Source organism: Phocaeicola sp., from assembly GCF_057861905.1.
Window position 1 is genome coordinate 1 of sequence record NZ_DBMACV010000037.1, and the last position, 26,248, is coordinate 26,248.

Annotated in this window: 20 protein-coding genes and 1 pseudogene; 16 read left to right on the top strand and 5 right to left on the bottom strand. The window is 42.5% G+C overall.

Annotation, left to right across the window (positions count from 1 at the left end; translation table 11 throughout):
• Positions 1–231: 231 nt before the first annotated feature.
• The 5 genes from lpxD (at position 232) to miaA (ending at position 5,175) form a co-directional block, all read left to right on the top strand.
• Positions 232–1,272: a UDP-3-O-(3-hydroxymyristoyl)glucosamine N-acyltransferase gene (lpxD, locus tag ACZM60_RS08540; RefSeq protein ID WP_489521284.1), complete on the top strand. Its 1,041-nt coding sequence runs from the start codon at positions 232–234 to the stop codon at positions 1,270–1,272.
• Positions 1,273–1,276: 4 nt separating this feature from the next.
• The gene (locus ACZM60_RS08545; protein WP_021971317.1) at positions 1,277–2,662 is read left to right on the top strand and encodes a bifunctional UDP-3-O-[3-hydroxymyristoyl] N-acetylglucosamine deacetylase/3-hydroxyacyl-ACP dehydratase; all 1,386 of its coding nucleotides are present in this window, start codon (positions 1,277–1,279) and stop codon (positions 2,660–2,662) included.
• Positions 2,663–2,762: 100 nt separating this feature from the next.
• A complete protein-coding gene (gene lpxA, locus ACZM60_RS08550) occupies positions 2,763–3,530 on the top strand; it encodes an acyl-ACP--UDP-N-acetylglucosamine O-acyltransferase (protein WP_021971316.1) in 768 nt (255 codons plus the stop codon).
• 52 nt (positions 3,531–3,582) lie between these two features.
• Positions 3,583–4,140: an IS1096 element passenger TnpR family protein gene (locus tag ACZM60_RS08555; RefSeq protein ID WP_021971315.1), complete on the top strand. Its 558-nt coding sequence runs from the start codon at positions 3,583–3,585 to the stop codon at positions 4,138–4,140.
• Positions 4,141–4,269: 129 nt separating this feature from the next.
• A complete protein-coding gene (miaA, locus tag ACZM60_RS08560) occupies positions 4,270–5,175 on the top strand; it encodes a tRNA (adenosine(37)-N6)-dimethylallyltransferase MiaA (protein WP_489521285.1) in 906 nt (301 codons plus the stop codon).
• 176 nt (positions 5,176–5,351) lie between these two features.
• On the opposite strand, the gene ACZM60_RS08565 is transcribed toward miaA, so the two are convergent.
• Complete coding sequence (locus tag ACZM60_RS08565; protein WP_021971313.1) at positions 5,352–6,638, bottom strand: NCS2 family permease; 1,287 nt, start codon at positions 6,636–6,638, stop codon at positions 5,352–5,354.
• A gap of 25 nt (positions 6,639–6,663) precedes the next feature.
• Positions 6,664–7,365, bottom strand: coding sequence for a nucleoside-specific channel-forming Tsx family protein (locus ACZM60_RS08570; protein WP_021971312.1), 702 nt, complete (start codon positions 7,363–7,365; stop codon positions 6,664–6,666).
• Between the two features lie 714 nt (positions 7,366–8,079).
• Here ACZM60_RS08570 and ACZM60_RS08575 point away from each other — a divergent pair.
• Positions 8,080–10,089 (top strand): AAA family ATPase, encoded by a 2,010-nt coding sequence (locus tag ACZM60_RS08575; protein WP_340320131.1) that lies wholly within the window; start codon positions 8,080–8,082, stop codon positions 10,087–10,089.
• A gap of 8 nt (positions 10,090–10,097) precedes the next feature.
• On the opposite strand, the gene ACZM60_RS08580 is transcribed toward ACZM60_RS08575, so the two are convergent.
• Both ACZM60_RS08580 and ACZM60_RS08585 read right to left on the bottom strand, forming a co-directional pair.
• Positions 10,098–11,030, bottom strand: coding sequence for a glycoside hydrolase family 25 protein (locus tag ACZM60_RS08580; protein WP_489521286.1), 933 nt, complete (start codon positions 11,028–11,030; stop codon positions 10,098–10,100).
• A 98-nt stretch (positions 11,031–11,128) separates the two neighbouring features.
• Entirely contained in the window at positions 11,129–12,772 is a 1,644-nt protein-coding gene (locus ACZM60_RS08585; RefSeq protein WP_022231625.1) for a diphosphate--fructose-6-phosphate 1-phosphotransferase, read from the bottom strand.
• Between the two features lie 146 nt (positions 12,773–12,918).
• On the opposite strand from ACZM60_RS08585, the gene ACZM60_RS08590 reads away from it, so the two are divergent.
• The 7 genes from ACZM60_RS08590 to mnmA all read left to right on the top strand — a co-directional run bounded on the left by ACZM60_RS08590 (position 12,919) and on the right by mnmA (position 22,207).
• Positions 12,919–13,191, top strand: coding sequence for a hypothetical protein (locus ACZM60_RS08590; protein ID WP_340320129.1), 273 nt, complete (start codon positions 12,919–12,921; stop codon positions 13,189–13,191).
• A gap of 5 nt (positions 13,192–13,196) precedes the next feature.
• Positions 13,197–13,754: a 1-acyl-sn-glycerol-3-phosphate acyltransferase gene (locus ACZM60_RS08595; RefSeq protein ID WP_022231627.1), complete on the top strand. Its 558-nt coding sequence runs from the start codon at positions 13,197–13,199 to the stop codon at positions 13,752–13,754.
• A 272-nt stretch (positions 13,755–14,026) separates the two neighbouring features.
• Positions 14,027–15,577 (top strand): ATP-binding protein, encoded by a 1,551-nt coding sequence (locus ACZM60_RS08600; protein WP_489521287.1) that lies wholly within the window; start codon positions 14,027–14,029, stop codon positions 15,575–15,577.
• Between the two features lie 155 nt (positions 15,578–15,732).
• Entirely contained in the window at positions 15,733–18,603 is a 2,871-nt protein-coding gene (locus ACZM60_RS08605; protein ID WP_489521288.1) for a golvesin C-terminal-like domain-containing protein, read from the top strand.
• Between the two features lie 105 nt (positions 18,604–18,708).
• Complete coding sequence (locus ACZM60_RS08610; RefSeq protein ID WP_489521289.1) at positions 18,709–19,044, top strand: DUF8442 family protein; 336 nt, start codon at positions 18,709–18,711, stop codon at positions 19,042–19,044.
• A 207-nt stretch (positions 19,045–19,251) separates the two neighbouring features.
• A complete protein-coding gene (locus ACZM60_RS08615; protein WP_489521290.1) occupies positions 19,252–21,066 on the top strand; it encodes a YgiQ family radical SAM protein in 1,815 nt (604 codons plus the stop codon).
• 79 nt (positions 21,067–21,145) lie between these two features.
• Positions 21,146–22,207: a tRNA 2-thiouridine(34) synthase MnmA gene (mnmA, locus tag ACZM60_RS08620; RefSeq protein WP_489521291.1), complete on the top strand. Its 1,062-nt coding sequence runs from the start codon at positions 21,146–21,148 to the stop codon at positions 22,205–22,207.
• Positions 22,208–22,279: 72 nt separating this feature from the next.
• On the opposite strand, the gene ACZM60_RS08625 is transcribed toward mnmA, so the two are convergent.
• The gene (locus tag ACZM60_RS08625) at positions 22,280–22,879 is read right to left on the bottom strand and encodes a MarC family protein (protein WP_021970307.1); all 600 of its coding nucleotides are present in this window, start codon (positions 22,877–22,879) and stop codon (positions 22,280–22,282) included.
• Positions 22,880–23,532: 653 nt separating this feature from the next.
• On the opposite strand from ACZM60_RS08625, the pseudogene ACZM60_RS08630 reads away from it, so the two are divergent.
• From ACZM60_RS08630 to ACZM60_RS08640, 3 genes and pseudogenes are all read left to right on the top strand, one after another.
• Positions 23,533–23,706: pseudogene (locus tag ACZM60_RS08630) on the top strand (helix-turn-helix domain-containing protein); the annotation flags it as partial.
• A 39-nt stretch (positions 23,707–23,745) separates the two neighbouring features.
• Positions 23,746–25,782, top strand: coding sequence for a M3 family metallopeptidase (locus ACZM60_RS08635; protein WP_489521295.1), 2,037 nt, complete (start codon positions 23,746–23,748; stop codon positions 25,780–25,782).
• Complete coding sequence (locus tag ACZM60_RS08640) at positions 25,779–26,246, top strand: DUF4847 family protein (protein ID WP_489521292.1); 468 nt, start codon at positions 25,779–25,781, stop codon at positions 26,244–26,246. The genes ACZM60_RS08635 and ACZM60_RS08640 overlap by 4 nt, the downstream gene beginning before the upstream one ends.
• Positions 26,247–26,248 lie beyond the last annotated feature (2 nt).

Consider the following 26,248-nt stretch of genomic DNA (forward strand, 5'->3'; position numbering starts at 1 on the left):
ATTGTTGTTAATTTGTAATTAATTGTTTGTTAGACTTAAATATACAAAATAATTCGGTGATTACCAACTTTTAAAGATACTTTCTTATCCCGAACTCACGTAAATATTTGGAATTTTACACGGATATATAAAAAAAAAACACGTAATTTGCATAATTAACAACACGTATGTCATTTAAAGACATGCAAAAAAGCAGAACAATTAAAGTAAAAAAGAACAAAAGAATCAATTATGGAGTTTTCAGCCAAGCAAATTGCAGAATATATCCAAGGAGTGATTATAGGAGATGAAAATGCTACCGTACATACATTCGCAAAGATAGAAGAAGGCATTCCCGGAGCATTATCATTCTTATCCAATCCGAAATATACACATTTCATATATAATACCCAATCATCCATTGTATTGGTCAATAAAGACTTTGAACCGGAGCATGAAATAAAAGCTACTCTTATCAAAGTGGACAATGCTTATGAAAGTCTTGCCAAACTGATGACTTTATATGAAATGAGCAAACCTAAAAAAACAGGTATCGATCCTTTAGCTTCTATTTCTCCGAAAGCAAAAATCGGTAATAATGTTTATATAGGTCCTTTTGCTTGCATCGAAGACGGAGCTGAAATTGGAGACAACTCATACATACATCCTCATGTCACCATCGGCTCTCATGCCAAAATAGGAGAAAATACCACTTTATACCCACAAGTTACAATATACCATGACTGCCGTATCGGAAATAACTGTATCATTCATGCAGGAGCAGTTATAGGAGCCGATGGATTTGGTTTCGCCCCCTCGCCGGAAGGCTATGAGAAAATTCCACAAATTGGCATCACCATCATTGAAGACAATGTAGAGGTTGGAGCCAATACATGTATAGACCGTGCTACAATGGGAGCAACAATCGTTCATAAGGGAGCAAAGCTCGATAATCTGATTCAATTGGCACACAATGTAGAGGTCGGAAGTCATACTGTTATGGCTTCACAAGGTGGCGTAGCCGGTTCTGCAAAAATCGGAGAATGGTGTATGTTCGGCGGACAAGTCGGTATAGCCGGACATATAAAAATAGGAGATCATGTAACAGTCGGTGCACAATCCGGCATACCAGGAAATACCAAATCAGGCAGCACCCTGATGGGATATCCTGCTATTGAGCCCAAACAGTTTGCACGTTCATCTGCTATATTCAAGAAACTTCCCGATATGTATACTGAATTAGGCCGACTACAAAAGGAAATTGAAGAACTAAAAAAACAACTTAATAAATAAACCCATGTTGAAACAACAAACATTAAAAGGCAGTTTCTCACTGAATGGTAAAGGACTTCATACAGGAGTCAAACTAACTGTTACATTCAATCCTGCCCCAGAACATCACGGGTATAAGATTCAGCGAATAGATTTAGATGATCAGCCAGTCATTGATGCTGTTGCTGAAAATGTAGTTGACACAACCCGCGGTACAGTTCTGGCCAAGAACGGGGTAAAAGTAAGTACCGTAGAACATGCCATGGCTGCACTTTATGCTGCAGGAATAGACAACTGTTTAATACAAGTCAATGGTCCGGAATTCCCGATTTTGGATGGAAGTGCCAAAGCATACGTAGAATGCATTAAGCGTGTAGGCATAGAAGAGCAAAATGCTCCTAAAGACTTCTATATCATCAAATCAAAAATCGAGTTCCGTGATGAAGCAACAGGCTCATCCATCACAGTACTTCCCGACGACAAGTTCAGCGTTAATACACTGATTTCATACGATTCACAGATACTAACCAACCAGTATGCTACACTGGAGAATATGGCAGACTTCCCTACCGAGATAGCATCTGCACGCACATTCGTATTTGTTCGGGAAATAGAGCCCCTGCTCAATGCAGGCTTAATCAAAGGCGGCGATTTGGATAATGCCATTGTTATCTACGAAAAACCAATGACACAAGAAAACTTCGACAAGCTTGCCGATGTTATGGGCGTTCCTCATATGGATGCAAGTCAGTTAGGATATATCAATCACATTCCATTGGTATGGCCGAACGAACCAGCACGCCATAAACTTCTCGACATTATAGGCGACTTAGCATTAATAGGTAAGCCGATAAAAGGACGCATCATTGCAACTCGTCCAGGACACACCATCAATAACAAATTCGCACGTCAAATACGTAAAGAAATACGCCTGCATGAAATTCAGGCACCTGTATACAATTGCAACGAAGCTCCCATAATGGATGTAAACCGTATCCGTGAGCTACTTCCTCACCGCTACCCATTCCAGTTGGTAGATAAAGTGATAGCAATTGGAGCCAATCATATCGTTGGAGTAAAGAACGTCACATCCAACGAACCATTCTTTGTCGGTCATTTCCCCAAAGAACCTGTCATGCCGGGAGTTCTTCAAGTAGAAGCAATGGCACAAGTAGGAGGTCTGCTTGTATTAAACTCGCTGGACGATCCGGAAAAATATTCTACCTACTTCCTTAAAATAGATAATGTAAAGTTCCGTCAGAAAGTAGTACCAGGAGATACATTGATTTTCCGTGTAGAATTGATGGCCCCGATACGACGCGGAATTTCGACTATGAAAGGTTATATCTTTGTAGGTGAGAAAATTGTCTGTGAAGCAGAATTCATGGCACAAATAGTTAAAAACCAATAGAACAATTATATTATTGAAATATAGGATGAAGAATTAACAGCCAACTTAATTCTTCATCCCCAATTTATACCCTTAATACTTAATTCTTCATTATACAAATATGATCAGCCCATTAGCATACATACATCCAGAAGCTAAAATAGGAGAAAATGTAGAAATAGGTCCGTTTGTGTTTATCGATAAGAATGTAGTGATAGGCGATAATAACACAATTATGCCCAATGTAAACATCTTATATGGTTCACGTATCGGAAACAATAATCGCATTTTCCCAGGAGCAGTCATCGGAGCCATTCCGCAAGATTTAAAATTCCGTGGAGAAGAAACAACTGCCGAAATAGGAGACAACAATACAATCCGTGAAAATGTAACAATCAACAGAGGCACGGCTGCAAAAGGAAGAACAATTGTAGGCAACAATAACCTGCTTATGGAAGGCGTACACGTAGCCCACGACGCAACTGTGGGAAGCGGATGTATCATTGGAAACTCAACCAAAATGGCAGGAGAAATCATCATTGACGACAATGCAATTGTTAGTGCAAATGTTCTGATGCATCAGTTTTGCCGTGTAGGAGGATATGTCATGATTCAAGGCGGATGCCGTTTTAGCAAAGATATCCCTCCCTACATTATTGCCGGTCGTGAACCTATTGCATACAGCGGAATCAATATTGTAGGACTGCGTCGTCGCGGATTTTCAAACGAACTGATTGAGAATATACATAATACATACCGCATTATTTACAACAGCGGAAAGAATGTAAGTGATGCCTTGCAACAAATCCGTGAAGAAGTCCCCATGACTCCGGAAATTGAATATATTGTTTCTTTCATTGAAAATTCGGGAAGAGGAATCATCCGATAAAGAAATTTTTATATCTTTACCACATCAATGAAAATACTAAACAATAAAGACAATGGTATACAAATTCAGAATCATATCCGACGAAGTCGATGATTTCTTGAGAGAAATAAAAATCGACTCAGAAGCTTCATTTTACGATTTACACGAAGCTATATTAAAATGTACTGGTTATAAAGACGATCAGATGACCTCTTTCTTCATCTGTGATGATGACTGGGAAAAAGAAATCGAGATTACGTTGGAAGATATGGGCAACGGAAGTTCAGAAGAGGATACATTTGTAATGAAAGATACTCCGCTGAACGAGTTGCTGGAAGACGAAAAGCAGAAATTACTTTACGTATTCGACCCACTGGCCGAACGTGTATTCTTCATAGAGTTATCGGAAATCATCACAGGCAAGGACTTACAACATGCAACTTGTTCACGCAAGGAAGGTAATCCTCCTAAACAAACTATCGATTTCGACGAACAGATGAATACCAACACTTCTCTCGATCTGGACGAAAACTTCTACGGCGACCAAGATTTCGACATGGAAGACTTCGACCCTGAAGGTTTCGACATGCAAGGAGGTGGAGGCAATCCTTACGACGAAGACAAATATTAATCCAATAATAAATATCAGATGGGAAGCACATTCCATGTTTTCCATCAGCCGGAGGAGGAACAATCTCGAACAGAAAGTTTATCGACGAGGTTCTTCCTCCTTTTTCTTAATATGCCAGAACGACAAAGTATGAGTAAACCAACACTGATTGTACTGATAGGGCCAACAGGCATCGGAAAAACAGATTTAAGCCTGTCGATAGCCGAAACATACCACACCTCTATTATTTCAGCAGACTCACGCCAGCTTTATGCCGACCTGAAAATAGGAACAGCAGCTCCCACATCGGAACAACTGGCACGTGTTCCACATTATTTTGTCGGGACATTACAACTGAACGACTATTATAGTGCAGCTCAATATGAAACCGAGGTCTTGAAAAAACTGGAAGAACTATTCAAGGAAAAACCAGTTGTAGTACTTACGGGAGGCTCTATGATGTATGTCGATGCCGTATGCAAGGGAATAGACGATATTCCTACCGTAGACAACGAAACACGTCAGCTTATGCTGGAACGGTATGAACAGGAAGGTCTGGACAGATTGTGTGCAGAACTAAAGATTCTCGATCCGGAATATTATAATATCGTCGACCAGAAAAACCCAAAACGTGTAATACATGCACTGGAAATATGCTATATGACGGGCAAGACCTATACTTCTTTTCGCACACAAACTAAAAAGGAACGCCCGTTTCATATCTTGAAAATCGGTCTGAAACGAGATAGAGAAGAACTATACGACCGCATAAATCGCCGGGTAGATATCATGATGGAGGAAGGACTCTTGGATGAAGCCCGTAAAGTTTACCCATACCGTCACCTGAACTCTCTGAATACCGTAGGATATAAGGAGTTATTCAAGTACTTCGACGGAGAATGGGAATTACCTTTCGCCATAGAGAAAATCAAACAAAATTCACGTATTTACTCACGCAAGCAGATTACTTGGTTTAAACGTGATCCAGACATAGCCTGGTTTCATCCCGACTCGAAAGTAGAAATCATGCAATATATCGAGAGTCATCTGGCATAAACAAACAATAGACCAATTTCTATTCCATACATCCAACCATCATCCCCCGATAAATGCCACAATCTTCTCGGTGCACAAAACAATAAAAAAGCATGTGAAACAAGTTCCAAGACTCGTTTCACATGCTTTTTTATATGTCAATTTACAATTTTCCTTAAACAGACAGGAAAGATTTGCTACATAAAGAACTTAAACACAAAGATAACCGACAGAATATACATTGCCGGAGTCAGCTTCTTATAGTTACCACACAACAAGTTAATCAGCACATAACTAATCATACCCAGCACGATACCATCTGATATACTATAAGCCAGCGGCATGAAAATAATGCAGATAAATGCCGGAATAGCTTCCGAATACTCTGTCAAGTCAACTTTCTTGATAGACGACATCATCATCAGTCCTACCAAAATCAACACCGGAGCCGTAGCAGCTCCCGGAACAGCCAAGAAGAAAGGAGCCAGAAACAAAGCCAGTAAGAAACAGACAGCCGTAACAAAAGCAGTCAGGCCGCTGCGTCCACCCTCACCGACTCCCGAAGCACTCTCCACGAAAGTTGTAATGGTACTGGTTCCCAGCATGGCACCTACGGTAGTACCTATGGCATCGACCAGAAAAGCCTGCTTCAGATGAGGAATCTTACCGTCTTTGGTCACCATACCAGCTTTTGTTGTTACCCCAACCAGCGTACCGATTGTATCAAACATATCCACAAACAAGAAAGTAAATACCACAATTACCATTTCCTTAGTAAAGATATGCTCCCACTGAAACTGGAAGAAAATAGGCTCGATAGAAGGAGGAGCACTTACAATACCATTAATATGCGTCAGCCCCATTGGAATACCGATAACCGTTGTCAGCAAAATACCAAAGAGCAGCGCACCACGTACCCGTTTAACCAGCAAGACCGAAGTTATCAGCAAACCGATGATACCCAGCAGCGCAGAACCGGAAGTAATATCGCCCAGCGAAATAAGAGTAGCATCATTGTTCACAATAATACCAGCATTCTGCAAACCCAAGAAAGCAATAAACAAACCTATACCCGCTCCAATCGCATTTTTCAGCGTAGCAGGCAAGGCATCCACAATCTTTTCACGCAGGTTTGTAATAGTCAGCAGGATAAAGATAATTCCTTCAAGCAACACAGCCGTCAGCGCAAACTGCCACGAGTAACCCAAAGTCAAACAAACCGTATAAGCAAAAAAGGCATTCAGCCCCATACCTGGAGCCAGTCCAAAAGGCAGTTTGGCATAAAATGCCATGAGCAAAGTCGTAAAAGCCGAAGCTATTACCGTCGTCGTAAACAGCGCTCCTTTATCCATCCCCGTCGCACTCAGGATATTCGGATTCACTGCAAGGATATAGGCCATCGTCAGGAAAGTAGTGATACCTGCCAATATTTCGGTACGCACGCGAGTCACTTTCCGGTCGAAGCCAAACAATTTCTCTAACATAATACTATAAAATTAGAAATACTTATCAAAAAGTCCACTTCATAGCCAGAGTCGGGATATAATAGAATCCGTTACGCGTAGCAAAATTCGTACTCAGCTCCCATTCCGTACCCACACTCAGGTTCAAATCATCGTTCACATGCTTAAACTTATTTAAGTTCACCCAAAACTGAGGCTCACTTATAAAAATATAGTTATGTTCGTTTCCGTGAACATCGAAATGCTTTTCACGCCAGAAGTCAGCAAATCCGCTGAAAGTAAATTTGTTCTGGCAGAAGTTAATTGTCCAAGTACCCGTCAACTGAAAGTTATGGGGCTTATCATTCTTCTGAATATACTTATATAATACTTGCAAGCCAAACACACGCGAGAAGTCAGCACTGTTCCAGTTATATGCAGCACCACCCAAGAACGCATTATTGATATAATTCAATCCGCCGTTATATTCCACATGCGCCGAAACAGGAGCCTTCCAGAACTTCAGTTCACGACTGATTTCCCAATAAGCAGAAGCTACACCTTTATCCGTATAGTCCATATCGACAAAGAAATAAGTACTACCCCATTTGTCTGCCTTAAACATTTCAACGGTAGTGGTAACCCACGGACGATCCGACAGCGAGTTGTACATGGCACGTCCTAAATCATAATGCAACTGGATGTTCTGTGCCTTTGCTACTCCCGCCAAACAGCACATAAAAAGAACTAATAAGAATGGTTTTTTCATTGATTTTAGCTTTGTTTAATTATTGAAGTCGCAAAAGTACACAAAATCTGCCTAATAGCATAAAGAGAATACAGATTTGTTTCGGTTTCACAAGAATTACACCTATTATATATAAAGCATACTCCTTCCTATTCTCCCATCCATCCTTACCCCTCAGTTTCCATTTTACCCTCCGAAATGTTCACGCATGTTACAAGGAAGTTACCAAAGGAAGCACTTTTTTGATATAGGTCAAAAAAGAAGCACTTTTCGCAATAAATATGCTATAAAACATATTTCATATTAAAATAACCCGTATATTTGCAGTGTAAAACAAAAGAGGATAATAAATAAAAGATAAATACTAGACTTAATTTAGAATAGATTTTTAAGGTTAAAGGTTGAAAAAGGATCGAAGGCCGACCGTGAGGCTCGCCGGAGAGTTTTTAGGTAAAGTTTTTAGGTATTATTTAATGTTTAACTAAAAAAGAAAGGATAACATTATGAAAAAGGTAAAAAACATTTTTCACAAGATCGTAAATGCAGATCCAATGATCTGGGGTTACGTAATGCTGAATGATAAAATCAGCAAGTAAAAACAAGCTGAACGCTGAAAATGCTTCAGCTTTGAGAGAGAATCTGATAAATGCCGAGAGGCGTTGTAAATAATCAACTAAGCGGTTGCGCAAGCGACCGCTTTTTTTATGTATCTTTGTCTGCAAATCAGTTTCATTTATGGCATATACCCCGATAGATACCGACAACGCAGAGTTCCAGAATGCATTAAAACTCATACAATACACCCGCCAGTCGGTTTTCCTGACCGGAAAAGCCGGTACCGGTAAATCCACCTTTCTGAAACATGTATGCCAGATAACCAAAAAGAAGTTTGTAGTACTTGCCCCTACAGGCATCGCAGCCATCAATGCAGGAGGAAGTACCCTTCATAGTTTCTTCAAGCTTCCCTTCTACCCCTTGCTGCCCGACGATCCCAATTTCAGCCTGAAAGGAGGAAAACTGCACAGTTTTCTGAAGTATTCGTCCGACCATCGCAAGCTCATCAAGAACATCGAACTGGTCATCATCGACGAGATTTCCATGGTACGCGCCGACATCATCGACTTCATCGACAAGGTACTGCGTGTATATTCACAAAACATGCGCGAACCTTTCGGCGGGAAACAACTCCTGCTGGTGGGCGATGCCTTCCAGCTTGAGCCGGTTGTAAAGAGTGATGAACGTGAAATCATCAACCGCTTCTACCCCAACCCCTATTTCTTTTCCGCACGTGTGTTCCGCGAAATGGAGCTGGTAGCCATCGAACTGACGAAAGTTTACCGCCAGACCGATAAGGTCTTTGTTAACGTACTCGACCATATCCGCACCAACACAGCAGGGGCAGCCGATCTTCAACTGCTGAATACACGCTACAATGCCCCGATAAAGGCAAACGAAAACGACATGTACATCACTCTTGCCACACGTCGCGACAATGTAGACTACATCAACGACCGCCGCCTTGCCGAGCTTCCCGGCGAGGCTGTCACCCTGCAAGGAGAAATTCACGGCGAGTTTCCCGAAAGCAGTCTTCCTACCCTTATGGAACTGACCATCAAGCCCGGGGCGCAAATCATCTTCATCAAGAACGATCCGGACAAGCGCTGGGTAAACGGCACCATCGGAACCATTTCCGGCATCGATGCCGACGGAATCATATACGTCATTACCGAAGACGGCAAGGAGTTCGATGTCCGCCGTGAAAGCTGGAGCAACATCCGCTACCGTTACAACGAACAGGAGAAGAAAATAGAGGAAGAAGAACTGGGAACCTTCACCCAGTACCCTATCCGACTGGCATGGGCCATTACCATACACAAAAGTCAGGGACTTACTTTCAGCCGGGTAGTCATCGACTTTACCGGCGGAGTATTCGCCGGCGGTCAGGCATACGTGGCACTGAGTCGCTGCACCTCGCTCGAAGGCATCTGCCTGAAACGCGAGATAACCCGCGGCGACATCTTCGTACGTCCCGAAATAGTAGCCTTCGCCCAACGGTTCAACAACCAGCAGGCTATCGACCGTGCTATGAAACAGGCACAAGCCGACATACAATATGTAGCAGCCGTCAAAGCATTCGACGAAGGTAACTTCGAAGAATTCCTCAACCAGTTCTTCAAAGCCATCCATTCGCGTTACGACATAGAGAAACCTCTTCAGCAACGTTTCATCCGGAAAAAGCTCGGCATCATCAACAAACTGCGTGAAGACAACAAACGCCTGAAGGAACAAATGCAGGAGCAACAGAAAAACTTACAGAAATACGCCAAGGAGTACTACCTGATGGGCAACGAGTGTATCACGCACATGCACGATACCCGTGCAGCACTCGCCAATTACGACAAGGCCATCGAACTCTATCCCGACTATGCCGATGCGTGGGTACGCAAAGGAGTTACTTTGTTCAACGCCGACCGCATAAACGAAGCCGAAGCCTGTCTGGACCAAGCTGTCCGCCTGCGCCCGATGGAATTCAAAACCGTTTACAACCGCGGAAAGCTGCGTCTTCACACAGGAAACACAGAAGGAGCCCTTGCCGACCTCGACAAAGCCACCACCCTGAAGCCTCAGCACGCTGGAGCACACGAATGTTTTGGCGACGCACTTACACAAGCCGGAAAAGAAATGGAAGCAGCCATCCAGTACCGCCTTGCCGAAGAGCTTCGCAAACGCAAAAACAACTCTTAAACAGAAACTTATTTATCGTTTTTTCTTGAAACAGGAATCGTCATCTGCTTCAGTTCCTCCAGTGTACCGTTAAACACATTCAGGTCCACCTGCTCCTTGATACCCGGCAAGGTACCGGCATCGGTATGCTGCCAGAACTTCCACTGTCCCTTATATTCTACCGAGTCTACATAATAATGAGCAATCCAGTACGGATAAGTATTGAAGATGGAATCGTTCAGATAACGAGTCTTAAACTTATAGGATGTATAAAGAATAGGCTTCACCTTATAATGCTGTTCTATCTTTCGCAGCCAGATCAACAAATCCTTCCGCAAGCGGTCGTCATCATCACCCCGCTTCTCTATATCGAGTACAGGAGGAAGATCCCCCGGCTCCAGCTGAACCGAATGAATAAAGAAATCTGCCTGCCGCGAAGCATCCGTTTTAGGATTATAAAAATGATAAGCTCCACGGATAAAACCGTACTGCCGCGCAAGATCGAAATTATGAACAAACGTCGTATCGCTGAAATCTCCGCCTTCGGAAGCCTTCAGAAAAACGAAACGAATAGGGAAAGGAGTAAACTGCGTTTTACTCAACACAGCCCAGTTTATCGCTCCCTGATGATGAGAAACATCGAACCCATGCACCCGATACCCTGAAGGAAGGCATACGCCATACGCCTTTGTTCCGTAACAAGGTTTCCATCTGTATGCATAAGGACGAATAAAGAAATAATAAAACCCGATGACCAGTAATGCAGCAGCCCCTCCCATCAGAATATAATATATCCACGATGGAACTTCCCATTTACGAGCTATCTTCTTTCGATCCCTGCCGCGTCTTGTCCTTCTCTTCTGTCCACCCGAAGCAACCTTCGGCGAAGAAGAACCCGTCCGCTTGCGGGATACAGTTTTACGAGGCTTGTTTACCACCGTTATGGGCGGTTCTTTTGTCATAGGTTTATATCGTTACATTAAAAAATAGTCACTGCACCTCTCCGTCTGCCAAGGCAGACAGAGAAGGCAATGACAGATTTCTTTCCTATAAGGAGTTATTATTTAGCTTGTTCAAGCTGCAAAGTCTTAGTCGGCTGGTCGCAAACTTCAGACGGACCGAAGTACTGGATAGGACCCGGATATACATAATCAGTTTCCTTAGCCCAAGTTTCACGCTGAGCAGCAAAAGCTTTGAACGGAGCACCATCCAGTTTAACCAAAGCTTTCTGGATAACCGGTTTCATTTCACCGTGACGACGTTCCATGTTCATCATCATTGTGATAGGCACACCACCTGCAATCCATTCAGCAGCAGGAGCAGTAGTGTTACGAACTGATGACATATAACCAGTCTTACCGTTAGCAATCAGCATAGATGCAGTGTAACCCAAAGAGTAGCAGTAGTCAGCATCGAAGTTAGACGGAGCAGCGCAACGTCCTTCGTAACCGAAGAAATGGTGCTGAGCAGCGAACTTACCAACATACTTGCCTTCTTCCTTCCACTGAGCCAGCTTAGTACCAACCATTTCAGACAACAGCTTTTCAGTTTCGATCAGAGAAACCTGAACGTTTCCGTGCGGGTCGCGGTCCAAAGATAACTGGCGAGCAACACCTTCCGGCAGAGAAGCATAGATAGCAGCATTTTCCGGACTCAGCTTGCTGATGATATAATCACGCTGTTTAGAACGCTTGATGCTGTTGAATTCATCACCGTTAGCAGCCAGGAAGTCATTCAGTTCAGCGATCAGACGCTTCATAGCCGGGATAAATTCGATCAAACCTTCCGGAATCAATACAGTACCGAAGTTGTTACCAGCAGCAGCACGGTCGGCAACAACCTGAGCGATATAAGTAACGATGTCATCCAAAGACATGTTCTTAGCTTCAACTTCCTCAGAAATGATACAGATGTTAGGCTGAACCTGCAAAGCACATTCCAGAGCGATGTGAGAAGCAGAACGTCCCATCAGTTTGATGAAGTGCCAGTACTTACGAGCAGAGTTACAGTCACGTTCGATGTTACCGATAACTTCAGCATAAGTCTTACAAGCAGTATCGAAACCGAATGAAGTTTCAATCATGTCGTTCTTCAAGTCGCCGTCGATAGTCTTCGGACAACCGATAACCTGAATACCATAGTTCTTGGCAGCATAATATTCAGCCAATACACAAGCGTTGGTATTAGAGTCATCACCACCGATAATAACCAGAGCCTTGATGCCCAGTTCCTTCAGGATTTCATAACCTTTTTCGAACTGATCTTCTTTTTCCAGCTTTGTACGGCCAGAACCGATAATATCGAAACCACCCGTGTTACGGTATTCGTCGATGATATCGGCAGTCAATTCCATATATTTGTGGTCAACCAATCCGCCGGGACCCAAGATGAAACCATACAATTTGTTTGCAGGATTCAGTTTCTTGATACCATCGAACAGACCAGAGATAACGTTGTGTCCGCCCGGAGCCTGGCCACCAGACAAAATAACTCCCACGTTCATAGGAGCATATTCCTTAGCTTCTCCTTCAACGAACTTGATCAACGGCATGCCGTAAGTGTTCGGGAACAATTTTTTGATTGCTTCCTGATCGGCAACCGACTGTGTAGGTTCTCCTTCCTGTACCTTTACAGCACCTTTCAATGCCTTAGGCAGTTTTGGCTGATAAGCAGCTCTTGCAATTTGTAATGCACTTTTTGTCATAATTGTTTTTAATTTATATAAGGTGTATAAATTTCAGTATGCGCAAATTTCGCCTTTTTTTCGGAAATATGAAAACGTATGCAAAAAAAATGTTATCTTTACCCCGTAATCAATCTATTTTATTAACCCAATAAAACAATAAAACTATGGCTAGTAGAAGAAATTTAAAAAAGAATGTCAACTATATTTCCGACCTCGTAGCCGGTCTGTGTATCGTAGAAAGCATGAATGCAAAGGATGAAAACCGTGAAGAACTGAGCAAACTGTTCCTTCAGGCAGTCAATCTGCGCCAGGACATCATCAGCCGTATCAGCCATACTGAACCGGGAAACGTAAAAGGTTTCTACAAAAAACTGAAAGAAGACTTCAACAACGGCACGGAAGCTATTTTCAAAAAACTGGAAGAACTGGGTAAATAAGGAGCATGAAACAAGCCATTTGCAGCTTTATCTACTATAAGATACTGGGATGGAAAGCCAAAGTTTCCGTCCCGGATTTCGACAAATGCATCATTTGTGCAGCCCCGCATACTACCAACTGGGATTTGATTATCGGCAAACTGTTCATCAGTGCCGTAGGACGCGAGTCGGGATTCATGATGAAAAAGGAATGGTTCTTCTTTCCGCTCGGCATCCTGTTCCGCTGGATGGGAGGAATACCCGTACACCGCGACAAACATACCTCGCTGGTAGACCAGGTCATCAAGCAGGTCAAGGCAAGCGACAAGTTCCATCTTGCCATTACGCCGGAAGGAACCCGCTCTCCCAACCCGAACTGGAAAAAGGGATTCTACTACATTGCACTGGGTGCAAACATTCCTATCGTACTGATCGGCATCGATTATGAAAAGAAATGTATCACCGCCGAAAAGTACATCATGCCCAGCGGGGACATAGACAAGGACATGCGTGAAATCAAACTGTACTTCAAAGATTTCAAGGGAAGACATCCCCACAAATTCGATTTAGGCAATATTGATTGACAATGTATGGTCTTCATAAGAAACGTTTCGTGTAATTGTTCGGCACGGAACGTTTTGTTTTTTCTATCCGTCAGCACGTTTCTCTGCTGTTTTGTACAAATTCCAATTGCTTTTTGTACAAAAAATTTTTTCTTTTGTACAAATTATTTCTGAAACGCCGTGAGGTTTTTGGAATCTCCCGACAGGTTATTTGGTAAATGAAGCAAAAAATCAGTATCTTTGTAAAGATACATAATGGTTATGTCATCTTTCACCAATTCGTTTGTGCTACAATGAAAAGGAATTATCCGGTAGGTATACAAAACTTTGAAGAGATACGTAAAGGAAATTACTACTACATCGACAAGACCGAACTTGTCTATCAGCTTGTAAGCAGTGGTAAATACTATTTTCTGAGTCGTCCCCGACTGTTCGGAAAGAGTCTTCTGATATCTACTCTGGAAGCTTATTTCCAAGGGAAAAAGGAGCTGTTCAAAGATCTGGCTATTGAAACACTCGAAAAAGAATGGCTGGAATACCCTATTTTACATTTCGATCTTAATACAAAGAAATACGAAAACAAAGCCTCTATCGCTGAAATTCTAAATCAGCACCTCGAAAAGTGGGAAGACATATATGGAGATGAAAAGCGGGAACGCTCTCCGGAAGAAAGATTTTCGTATATCATAGAAAAAATCAGTACAGTAACCGGACGTAACGTCGTTATACTTATCGATGAATACGACAAACCAATGCTACAAGCAATAGGAAACGAAGACCTGCTCAATGACTACCGGAATACGCTGAAAGCATTCTACGGAGCCATGAAAAGTTGCGACAAATATATAAAGTTTGCAATGCTGACCGGAGTAACCAAGTTCAGCAAAGTCAGTGTATTCAGCGACTTAAACAATCTGATGGATATATCCATCGATGACAGATTTGCCAATATTTGCGGCATTACGGAAAAAGAACTTCATCATTACTTCAAAGATGACATCAGAGAGCTTGGCAAGAAAAACGAGCTGAGTGAAGAGGAGACGAAAGTTACGCTCAAAAAGCTGTACGACGGATACCACTTTGTAGAATACAGCGACGATATATACAATCCGTTCAGCATTCTGAATACCTTTGCAAAAATGAAATTCGGAAGTTATTGGTTTGAAACGGGCACTCCTACCTTTCTTATCGAACTTTTGAAACAGAGCAAATATAACCTTTACCGGCTGACGGAAGAAATGGCTTCGGCCGATTCTTTGGGAGGCATAGACACAATGAACAGCAATCCTGTGCCTATATTATACCAAAGTGGCTATCTCACGATAAAAGGATATGACAAGGAGTTTCAAGTATATTCGTTAGGGTTTCCTAATAAAGAAGTGGAAGAAGGATTTACAAAGTTTTTACTTTCCAACTATGCACATCTTGAAACAGGCAATCCCTCGTTCGAAATAATGAGTTTCGTGAAAGATGTCCGCAAAGGTGATGTCGAGTCGTTCATGAAACGACTGAAAAGTTTTTTTGCCGATACGCCCTATGAAATAGCCAGAGATCTCGAGCTGCACTATCAGAACGTATTGTTTATCGTCTTTAAACTTTTAGGATTTTATACACAAGCCGAATACCACACCTCAAACGGCAGAATTGATATGGTAATAAAAACCGACAAGTATATCTATGTCATGGAGTTCAAACTCGATGGAACTGCAGAAGAAGCCCTGACACAGATAAACGATAAACAATATGCTGTACCATTTGCTACAGATTTTAAGAAGGTATTTAAAATAGGTGTAAACTTCAGCAAGGCAACAAGAGGAATAGAAAAATGGATTGTGGAAGAATAAAATGTGCTTTCACTACTTTTAGGTTAACATTACTCTATAACATAATAATAACATAACAGCCTCAACGTTAAATCATCCTACCTCATTTCTTACATTTCATAAGGTTATTCCAGAGATTTTCCGTAAGTTTGTCCCTCGATATAAAAACTTACATTATGAAACAAATTATTCTTGTATATATCTGCCTGCTATTGGGGGCAGCAGGACATCTGTATGCTCAAAGTCTGGAAAAGAACATCGAACAACGACTGACAGATTATTTTACAAACTATCAGACGAGTTATGCCCATATCGGTAAGTGCAAGCTCGATCATTTTACAGTCGACCATGAGCACAAGACCTTACAGGTATATGCTAACGATAATTTCGGCTACCAGCCGTTTACCGAAGAAAATACACAAGCCATTTACCGCTCACTCAAGCAACTGCTGCCAGGCCCGGTCAATTATTATCAAATTACTCTTTATGCCGACGGTCAGCCCATTGAGAATCTGGTTCCCAACTTCATGCGTAAAAAGGGAAAAGACAAGAGTCGCTTGTACGGTAAAATAGAATACAAAGGGGATGCATGGACGCAGAATATCTCAAAACCTTTTAAAGTCAGTCAGGGATTGCAGGACCGCCATATCGCCGTATGGCAAAGTCATGGGAAGTTTTACAAGAACGACCGCAACGAATGGCGCTGGCAGCGTCCGCGTCTGTTCGGTACTACCGAGGACTTATACACGCAGTCTATTGTAGTTCCTTATCTAATTCCGATGCTCGAAAATGCAGGAGCGGTGGTCTTCACACCACGTGAACGCGACTGGCAGAAAAATGAAGTGGTGGTAGACAACAATACGTGTACTCCCGGCAGCCGGTATTTCGAAAAGAACGACAAGAAAAAATATGTGTGGAAGACTACCTCACAACCCGGATTTGCACAGAAGTATCTCCGGTATCCCGACAATTACAATCCGTTCCGCGACGGTACGGTGCGATTTATTCCTACCCAGTCGAAGCCGGAAAAAGCTTTTGCCGAATGGATTCCCAACATTCCCGAAACCGGAAAATATGCTGTCTATGTCAGTTATCAGACACTGCCCGAGAGTGTTTCCGATGCTAAATACCTGATTTTCCACAAAGGAGGGGTTACCGAATTTAAGGTGAACCAGCAAATGGGTGGTGGGACCTGGGTTTATTTAGGCACATTCGAGTTCGACAAAGGAACAAATGACTACGGTATGGTTGTACTAAGTAATGAAAGTTCGCAGAAAGGTGTGGTTTGTGCCGATGCCGTCCGCTTTGGAGGGGGCATGGGAAACATCATCCGTGGCGGAAACGTCAGCGGAGTTCCACGCTATCTGGAAGGAGCTCGTTACTGGGGACAATGGGCCGGTATGCCGTACGAAGTGTACAGCAAGAGTAAAGGTGAAAACGATTATAACGACGACATCAATGCACGGTCGCTGATGACGAACTACCTGAGTGGCGGTTCGGTATACAATCCTACAGAACAAGGACTGAAGGTTCCTTTCGAACTGACTTTCGCCATGCACAGTGATGCCGGCTTCAAGACTGACGACGCACTGGTCGGCTCACTGGGCATCTATACAACAGATTTCAACGACGGTAAGGTAAACAGTGGAGTTTCGCGTTATACGTCGCGTGACCTGACGGATATGGTGCTGACCGGACTCCAAAAGGATATCAGTTCCCGCTTTGGCATACAATGGGCACGCCGCAGCATGTGGAACCGGAATTATAGTGAAACTCGACTGCCGGCTGTTCCCTCGATGATACTCGAAACGCTTTCGCATCAGAATTTTGCCGATTTGAAGCTGGGTTATGAACCGGATTTCAAGTTTACAGTAGCCCGGTCGGTATACAAATCAATCTTGAAATACCTCGCAGAAATGCATCACAGCAGTTATACGGTTCAGCCGTTGCCGGTAAGCCATTTCGCCATCAGCGAAGGAAAGAAGAAAAATACATTCGAACTGCGCTGGACTCCTACCGAAGACCCATTGGAATCTACGGCAAAAGCGCAGGGATATGTAGTGTATACGCGCATCGGATACGGTGGCTTCGACAATGGTACGTATGTAAAAGGAACCAGTTTTACAGCCAAAATAGAACCGGGTCTGATTTACAGCTTCAAGGTTACTGCCGTCAATAAGGGCGGCGAAAGTTTCCCTTCGGAAATTCTTTCGGCTTACAAGGCGAAGAGAAGTAAAGGAACGGTACTGATTGTAAATGCTTTCCACCGTACTTGCGGACCGGAATCGATGAATACGCTGATGATGCAGGGTTTCGATATTCAGTCCGATCCGGGGTTGCCTTACATCAGCACAACGGCATTCTGTGGTTATCAGCAAAACTTTAACCGTACCAAAGCCGGCATAGAAACAGCTGATGGTCTGGGGTATAGTGGCAATGAACTGGAAGGCATGCAGATTGCCGGAAATACATTCGACTATCCGTTTGTACATGGAAAGACTATTCAGATGGCTGGACGGTATTCATTTGTATCGTGTAGCAGTGAAACGCTCGAAAGTGGCTCTACGGATTTAAGCCCATATTACATGGTCGATCTGATTTATGGAAGAGAAAATAGCCCCTTGAACAAACGCATGCAGCAAGCTCTTACTGCATATTGCCGCAACGGAGGAAATTTATTTGTAAGCGGTTCTTACATCGGCAACAAACTGGGAGATACCAATTTTACCGGTAATGTATTGAAGTATACCTACGGAGGAAGCATGAAGCAAATGCGTTCGGGAGAAATTTTCGGTACAAACATCCGCTTTCAGATACCTCGCAGTGCCAACGAACAGACATATGCCGTACCTGCGCCCGACTGTCTTCTTCCTGTCGGTCAGGCTTTTCCGGTATTCAGCTATACCGAAGGTAATCAATGCGCCGGAGTGGCATATAAAGGGGCTTACCGTACTTTTGTACTGGGATTTCCCTTTGAAAGCATCATGAAAGCCGAGCAGCGAACACATATCATGAAAGCGATGCTCAACTTTTTTGAAGCGAAATAATGAAATGGTTATACAGAACGGCAACAAATTCTTTTGTGTTCATGACTCTTTATTCATTTAATTTTTTACCTTTGCTCATGTAAACGTTAAAATTTAATCAAGACTATGTACACAATACAGACAAATGCCTCTGGCACACGTAGTATGGAAATATCGGAAGAGCATCTGAAAACCATTGAGAAATATGCTTTGTTCCAACAATTGATAGACAGCAATGGAATTGTTGATGAATCGGTTCTTGACAAACTGAAGTTGAATGTGCGCTCGCTCATCGCTTCTCAAACCGAAAACTGCAAGGACTTGCTGGATCTTTGCATTGATGTTATTTACCATAACAATATGAAAGCGTTCGGACTTCACCAGTTAATTCTGCTTTATATCAAGTGGGAAAACGAAAAGGCGGAGGAAGAAGAGAAAGAGGAAGAAAAAGAAGAAGAATAAACATAGGGAAGAGCTTGTTTAAATTTTATACAGACCTGCTTTTAAAGGGTTTTCTTGTCTGCCGGCTTCTGCATATCGGGCTGGAAAATCTGAAGAAGAAAGTATGTTAAGAGTCTTATTGGGAAATTTAAACAAGCTCTAATCTTGTTCAGGAAAGAGAGTATATATTAATGTAGCAAGACTGCAAGTAACTAAAAACGTTGAAATTTGAAAGAGTATAAACTGACAGACTGGTTGCCTACAACCAAAAAAGAAGTGGAATTGAGAGGATGGGATGAACTGGATGTAATCTTGTTCAGTGGCGATGCGTATGTAGATCATCCTTCGTTTGGTGCTGCCGTTATCGGACGTATGCTGGAAGCACAGGGGCTGAAAGTGGCTATCGTGCCGCAGCCTAACTGGCGCGATGACTTACGCGATTTCAAGAAGCTGGGACGACCACGACTGTTTTTCGGCGTTTCGGCTGGATGTATGGACAGTATGGTGAACAAATATACTGCCAACAAGCGCTTGCGCAGTGAGGATGCCTATACTCCCGACGGACGACACGATATGCGTCCGGAATATCCAAGCATTGTTTATACTCAAATTCTGAAGAAACTTTATCCCGACGTTCCTGTCGTTTTAGGTGGTATAGAGGCTTCCTTGCGACGGTTGACGCATTATGACTACTGGGTGGATAAGGTTCGTCCGTCTATCTTGATTGAATCGGGAGCCGACTTGCTGATTTATGGTATGGGAGAAAAACCTATCACCGATTTGTGCAAGCGTCTGAAGGATGAAAATGTGTTGCCGCACGATTTGTTGCAGACGGCTTATCTCTGCCGGAAATCTCAGTTCGTGCCTGAAGAAAACGATTTGCGTCTTTTCTCTCACGAAGAATGTCTGAAAGATAAGAAAAAGCAGGCTCAGAACTTCCGACACATAGAAGAAGAATCAAATAAATACGAAGCTGCCCGCATCTATCAGGAAGTAGATAATAAAGTGGTGGTAGTCAATCCTCCCTATCCGCCCATGACGCAGGGAGAACTCGATATGTCGTTCGACCTGCCTTATACGCGTTTGCCTTATCCTAAATATAAAGGGAAACGAATTCCGGCGTTCGATATGATAAAATTCTCGGTCAACATTCACCGGGGATGCTTTGGGGGATGTGCTTTTTGTACCATCTCTGCACATCAGGGTAAGTTTATCGTAAGCCGAAGCAAGGAAAGTATTTTGAAAGAGGTCAAAGCCATTACGGAAATGCCCGACTTCAAGGGATATTTAAGTGACCTCGGTGGTCCGTCGGCAAACATGTATGCCATGCACGGACGCGACGAGCGGATGTGTCGCCGGTGTAAACGCCCGTCGTGCATTCATCCGAAAGTTTGTCCAAATCTGAACACAGACCATCGTCCGTTGCTGGATATTTATCATGCGGTCGATGCGCTCCCCCAAATAAAGAAGAGCTTTATTGGTAGTGGAGTACGTTACGACTTGCTGTTGCACGAAAGCAAAGATCCGGAAGTAAATAAAAGTACGGCCGAATATACGAGAGAACTGATAGCACGCCACGTAAGCGGACGTTTGAAAGTGGCTCCTGAGCATACCAGCGACCGGGTGCTTTATATCATGCGCAAACCGCCGTTCGAACAGTTCTACCGCTTCAAACGTATCTTCGACCGGATCAATAAAGAACTAAACCTGCGCCAGCAAATCATTCCTTATTTCATCAGTAGTCATCCGGGGTGTACGGAAGAGGATATGGCCGAACTGGCTGTTATCACCAAACGGCTGGACTTCCATCTGGAACAGGTACAGGACTTCACTCCTACCCCGATGACTGTAGCCACAGAAGCATGGTATACCGGTTATCATCCTTATACACTGGAACCTGTCTTTTCGGCAAAGAGTCAGAAAGAAAAGCTGGCACAACGCATGTTTTTCTTCTGGTATAAGCCGGAAGAACGACGCGCCATTATCAGTGAACTGAAGAAAATAGGACGCAGCGACTTGATAGACAAACTGTACGGCAGATAGGAATCTGACAAAATACCCTAAATAGGGTATTTATAAAAAGAACGGCAGAGCGTATCTTTGCAGCAAATAACAAACGAATATGAATATAGCTGCACTTATCTCAGGCGGAGTAGACAGTGCCGTAGCCGTACATTTGCTCTGCGAACAGGGATATAAACCCGACTTATTTTATATCAAGATAGGGATGGATACCGACAACGAACTTAGTTGTACGGCAGAAGAGGATATTGAACTTGCCTCAGCTACTGCACATCGCTATGGACTGAAACTGAACATCATCGACCTCCAGAAAGAGTACTGGGATAATGTCGTAGCATATACCATAGAAAAGGTCCGCAGGGGGCTTACTCCTAATCCAGACGTGATGTGCAACAAGCTGATTAAGTTTGGCTGTTTCGAACAGAAAGCCGGATATGCTTACGATAAAATCGTTACCGGACATTACGCCTCTACTTGCCTGATAGACGGAAAGACCTGGCTGGCTACGGCCAAAGATCCGATAAAAGACCAGACTGATTTTTTGGCACAAATCGATTATCTGCAAGTTTCGAAACTGTGGTTTCCACTGGGAAGCTACATGAAACAGCAGATACGGGAAATAGCAACTCAAGCAAAACTACCCAGCGCACAACGTAAAGACAGTCAGGGAATCTGTTTTCTCGGAAAAATAAACTATAATGATTTTATCAGACGTTTCTTGGGAGAAAAAACAGGAACTATCGTCGAACTGGAAACAGGCAAGGAAATCGGTACGCATCGGGGCTTCTGGTTTCACACAATCGGACAGCGCAAAGGTCTGGGACTGGGTGGTGGACCGTGGTTCGTTGTAGATAAAGATACCGAAAACAATATTTTATATGTATCACACGGAGCTGATACGGAACAACAATACGGACACAAATTCCGGCTTGTTGACTTCCATTTCATTACAGACAATCCGTGGACCACAGGTACAGAACAGGAAATCCGTTTTAAGATTCGTCATACCGATACTTTTCAGAAAGGAAATCTTGTCTTTGATAATGGAACATGTTATATCGAAAGTAAAGATAGCGTGCAAGGTATCGCTCCCGGACAGTTTGGAGTGATTTACGACAGTGATGCTCATCTATGTATCGGAAGCGGAGAAATACGGAAATAATAAATTCTGTCCCTAAAAAGAATCGGGCACAAGTGTAGTCCTCTCTCCTACATAACCCTGTGCCTGATTTTATTATTTTAACTGTTGGAACTGATCAATCAACGATGTCAGATTGGCTGTAAACAAACGTGCGGAAATGGCAAGAAGAATAATTCCAAAGAATTTACGGATGATATAAATACCACCTTTACCCAACAGACGTTCGATACGGTCGGTCATCTTCAGTACAATGTACACCCACACCATATTCAGCAATAAAGCTATCACAATATTGATGGTTGCATATTCTGCACGAAGCGACAGTAAAGTAGTAAACGAACCGGCACCTGCAAGCAACGGAAAGACCAAAGGCACCAATGTAGCTTCTTTTATCGGTCCCGTATTCTTAAATATCTCGATATCAAGAATCATCTCCAATGACATCAGAAATATAACAAAAGCACCTGCTACGGCAAACGAAGCGATATCAACCTGAAACAGCTTCAGCATCATATCGCCGGCAAAAAAGAATCCCAGTAACAAAGCTGATGCTACCAATGTAGCTTGTACCGCATTTACAGCACGTCCCTTTTGCTTTAAATCCAGAATAATCGGTACAGCACCTATTATATCGATTACAGCAAACAATACGATAAATGCACTTATCAGTTCTTGAAAATTCAAACTTCCCATATTATTTAAAAATAAAATATAACACAAAGTTATGCAAAAATAGCCATATTACAAGAAAGCAAGCAAACATTATCAGACGGAAATAAACGATAAAAAAGGTAAAAGGCAAAAATACATCCAAAATATTCGCTATTTTTGTACGTTAAAATATAACTTAATAAAGTTAAATGTCAATGCAGAGCACTATGTACGATAAGCTTTTATTGCTTCCTCTGTTTCAAGGACTATGCAAGGAAGACTTTACTGCTATACTGGAAAAAGTTAGATTGCATTTTCAGAAGTATACAGCAGGAAGTTGCATTGTAAAACAAGGTGATTATTGCAACAATATCATTTTCATTTTACAAGGCGAAACACGCGCTGAGTCGGCAGACCAGACATATCATTATACAATCCATGAAACATTAAAAAGTCCGCAGATTATTGAGCCTTATTCGTTATTTGGCATGTATCCGCAATATACGGCATCATATTATGCTCATACAAATGTAAATGCTGTAACTATCGACAAGGCTTATATTTTATCGGAACTTAACAAGTATGAGATTTTTCAGCTTAATTATCTGAACATGCTGAGTAACCGGGCACAAACTATTTACCGGAAGCTAAGAAGTCCGCATGCCAGTGATACGCTGGACAAAATCGTAAACTTTATGCTTTTACGATGTATCACTCCTACCGGAGAAAAGAAACTTCAGATTCGCATGGAAGATCTTGCTGAACAGATAGACGATACCCGGATAAATGTTTCAAAAGTACTGAACGAACTAAAGAATGAAGGAATAATCCGTTTAAGCCGCCGAGTTATCGAAATACCAAGCATGGAAGCGCTTAGTCATTATAAAGAAAACAAAAAGAAATTATTCATGGAAAATCCATTTTTACAACCTTATAATACTCCTCATGGAACCGTTCCGTTTAATAAAATAGCTCTGGCTCATTACGAACCGGCTATCCGTGAAGGAATAAATCAGGAAGATGAAGAAATAAATGCTATTGTTACGAACTCGGAAAAGCCGACATTCGACAATACAATATTGGCACTGGAGCAGTCGGGTGAACTGTTGGAACGAGTTACTACAGTGATGTTTAACCTGATGAGTGCTGAAACATGTGATGAGCTGGAAGCAATCGCTGAAAAAATGATGCCTTTACTTTCTGAACATAGCAACAATATTAGCTTGAATGAAGATTTATTCAAGCGCATCAAGGCTGTTTACGATGAAAGAAATACACTGGAACTTACAGACGAAGAACGACGACTGCTGGAAAAAACTTACGATGGGTTTGTCCGCAATGGTGCTAACCTGTCGAAAAAAGATAAAGCAACATTCCGAAAAATCAGCACGGAACTGAGTACACTGACGCTTCGCTTTTCACAAAATCATTTAAAGGAAACGAATAACTACGAACTCATACTTAACTCGGAAGAACAATTGAAAGGGCTTCCGGAAAGTGCCATAGAAGCAGCCGCACATACGGCTAAAGAGAAAGGCAAGTTCGGATGGGTTATCACCTTACAGGCACCCAGCTATGTACCTTTTATGAAATATTGTGATGACCGTAATTTGCGACGGGAGCTTTACATGGCTTACAACACGCAGTGCATGCACGATAATGAACAGAATAATCAGGAAATTGTAAAACAACTGGTAAACTTACGTATGCAACTTGCCCAGTTGCTCGGTTTCAAGGATTATGCAGACTACGCACTGCGTAAACGCATGGCAGAAAACAGCGACAATGTATACCGGCTACTCAATCAGCTCTTAGAAGCATATACTCCGACTGCCCACAAAGAGGTAGCCGAAGTGGAGGCTCTTGCCAGGAAGTTGGAAGGTGATGATTTCAAACTGATGCCGTGGGATTTCTCATACTACTCAGAAAAGCTGAAGAATGAGAAATTCAATTTCGATGAAGAAATACTGCGCCCTTATTTCGAACTTAGCCGTGTGAAAGAAGGAGTTTTCGGACTTGCAACACGCTTGTACGGCATCTCATTCAAGGAAAATAAAAACATTCCGGTTTATCACCCGGATGTGCAAGCGTATGAAGTATACGATAAAGACGGTAGTTACCTGGCTGTACTTTATACGGACTTTCATCCTCGTGCCGGCAAACGTTCGGGAGCCTGGATGACAAGCTACAAGGAACAATGGATAGAAGCCGATGGCACCAATAGTCGTCCTCATGTTTCCGTAACCATGAACTTTACCAAACCGACACCTGATAAGCCAGCACTGCTGACATTCTCGGAAGTCAATACTTTTCTTCATGAATTCGGGCATGCACTTCATGGCATATTTGCCAATACTCGGTTTAAAAGTATGAGCGGAACAAATGTTTATTGGGATTTTGTAGAGCTTCCATCGCAAATTATGGAAAACTTTGCAATTGAAAAAGATTTTCTTAATACATTTGCACGTCACTACCAGACAAATGGACCTATTCCAGAGGAATTATTGCAACGCATTATAGATGCATCCAACTTCAATGTTGCCTATGCATGCTTGCGACAAATAAGTTTCGGGCTGCTTGATATGGCTTGGTACACCCGAAAAGAGACCTTCGAAGGGGACGTTCGTAAATATGAACACGAAGCGTGGAAACGTACGCAATTATTACCTCAGATAGAAGACACTTGTATGACGGTTCAATTCGGGCATATTATGTCGGGAGGATATTCGGCTGGATATTACAGTTACAAGTGGGCTGAAGTGCTTGATGCAGATGCATTCTCTGTTTTCAAGGAAAAAGGTATCTTCAACCAAACAGTGGCACAATCTTTCCGCGACAATATTCTGTCGAAGGGAGGAACAGAACATCCCATGGTGCTCTACAAACGCTTCCGAGGACAAGAGCCGACGATTGATGCTTTATTAAAACGAAATGGTATAAGATGAAACAAAAATTAAAAACATACGGAGTCTGTATATTATTGCTTGCCTTGCCTTTCTTGTTTGCAGGCTGCAATCAGGAAGATGACATCAACGAGATCTTTGTAAGCGGACAGTGGCAACTGGTAAATTACTATACAGGAATAGACTGGAACAACTATAATGCCAACGCACAGCCAACATATACAAAACCGGAGGACTTGAAAGTTATCAATAAATTTAGTATAACATTTGGTGAAGACGGTACGGTGCAAGGCAGCATAGAAAACGGTACTTATACAGGAAAATGGCAAGCCGATCCTAAAAGCCGGTCCATCACAATTACACGAATAGAGTGCAGTGTCAGCTCGTCTGGTAAGAATAAAGAATTTATAGATAGATTGAAGAACGTACAATTCTACCAAGGTGACAACATAATGTTGCGCCTTGCTCCGAATGAACGTACTACTTGTATGCAATTTAGACATTAATA

Coding starts and splice junctions, on each gene's coding strand:
- lpxD (WP_489521284.1), top strand. CDS start 232: ATGGAGTTTTCAGCCAAGCAAATTGCAGAATATATCCAAGGAGTGATT.
- ACZM60_RS08545 (WP_021971317.1), top strand. CDS start 1,277: ATGTTGAAACAACAAACATTAAAAGGCAGTTTCTCACTGAATGGTAAA.
- lpxA (WP_021971316.1), top strand. CDS start 2,763: ATGATCAGCCCATTAGCATACATACATCCAGAAGCTAAAATAGGAGAA.
- ACZM60_RS08555 (WP_021971315.1), top strand. CDS start 3,583: ATGGTATACAAATTCAGAATCATATCCGACGAAGTCGATGATTTCTTG.
- miaA (WP_489521285.1), top strand. CDS start 4,270: ATGAGTAAACCAACACTGATTGTACTGATAGGGCCAACAGGCATCGGA.
- ACZM60_RS08565 (WP_021971313.1), bottom strand. CDS start 6,638: ATGTTAGAGAAATTGTTTGGCTTCGACCGGAAAGTGACTCGCGTGCGT.
- ACZM60_RS08570 (WP_021971312.1), bottom strand. CDS start 7,365: ATGAAAAAACCATTCTTATTAGTTCTTTTTATGTGCTGTTTGGCGGGA.
- ACZM60_RS08575 (WP_340320131.1), top strand. CDS start 8,080: ATGGCATATACCCCGATAGATACCGACAACGCAGAGTTCCAGAATGCA.
- ACZM60_RS08580 (WP_489521286.1), bottom strand. CDS start 11,030: ATGACAAAAGAACCGCCCATAACGGTGGTAAACAAGCCTCGTAAAACT.
- ACZM60_RS08585 (WP_022231625.1), bottom strand. CDS start 12,772: ATGACAAAAAGTGCATTACAAATTGCAAGAGCTGCTTATCAGCCAAAA.
- ACZM60_RS08590 (WP_340320129.1), top strand. CDS start 12,919: ATGGCTAGTAGAAGAAATTTAAAAAAGAATGTCAACTATATTTCCGAC.
- ACZM60_RS08595 (WP_022231627.1), top strand. CDS start 13,197: ATGAAACAAGCCATTTGCAGCTTTATCTACTATAAGATACTGGGATGG.
- ACZM60_RS08600 (WP_489521287.1), top strand. CDS start 14,027: ATGAAAAGGAATTATCCGGTAGGTATACAAAACTTTGAAGAGATACGT.
- ACZM60_RS08605 (WP_489521288.1), top strand. CDS start 15,733: ATGAAACAAATTATTCTTGTATATATCTGCCTGCTATTGGGGGCAGCA.
- ACZM60_RS08610 (WP_489521289.1), top strand. CDS start 18,709: ATGTACACAATACAGACAAATGCCTCTGGCACACGTAGTATGGAAATA.
- mnmA (WP_489521291.1), top strand. CDS start 21,146: ATGAATATAGCTGCACTTATCTCAGGCGGAGTAGACAGTGCCGTAGCC.
- ACZM60_RS08625 (WP_021970307.1), bottom strand. CDS start 22,879: ATGGGAAGTTTGAATTTTCAAGAACTGATAAGTGCATTTATCGTATTG.
- ACZM60_RS08635 (WP_489521295.1), top strand. CDS start 23,746: ATGGAAAATCCATTTTTACAACCTTATAATACTCCTCATGGAACCGTT.
- ACZM60_RS08640 (WP_489521292.1), top strand. CDS start 25,779: ATGAAACAAAAATTAAAAACATACGGAGTCTGTATATTATTGCTTGCC.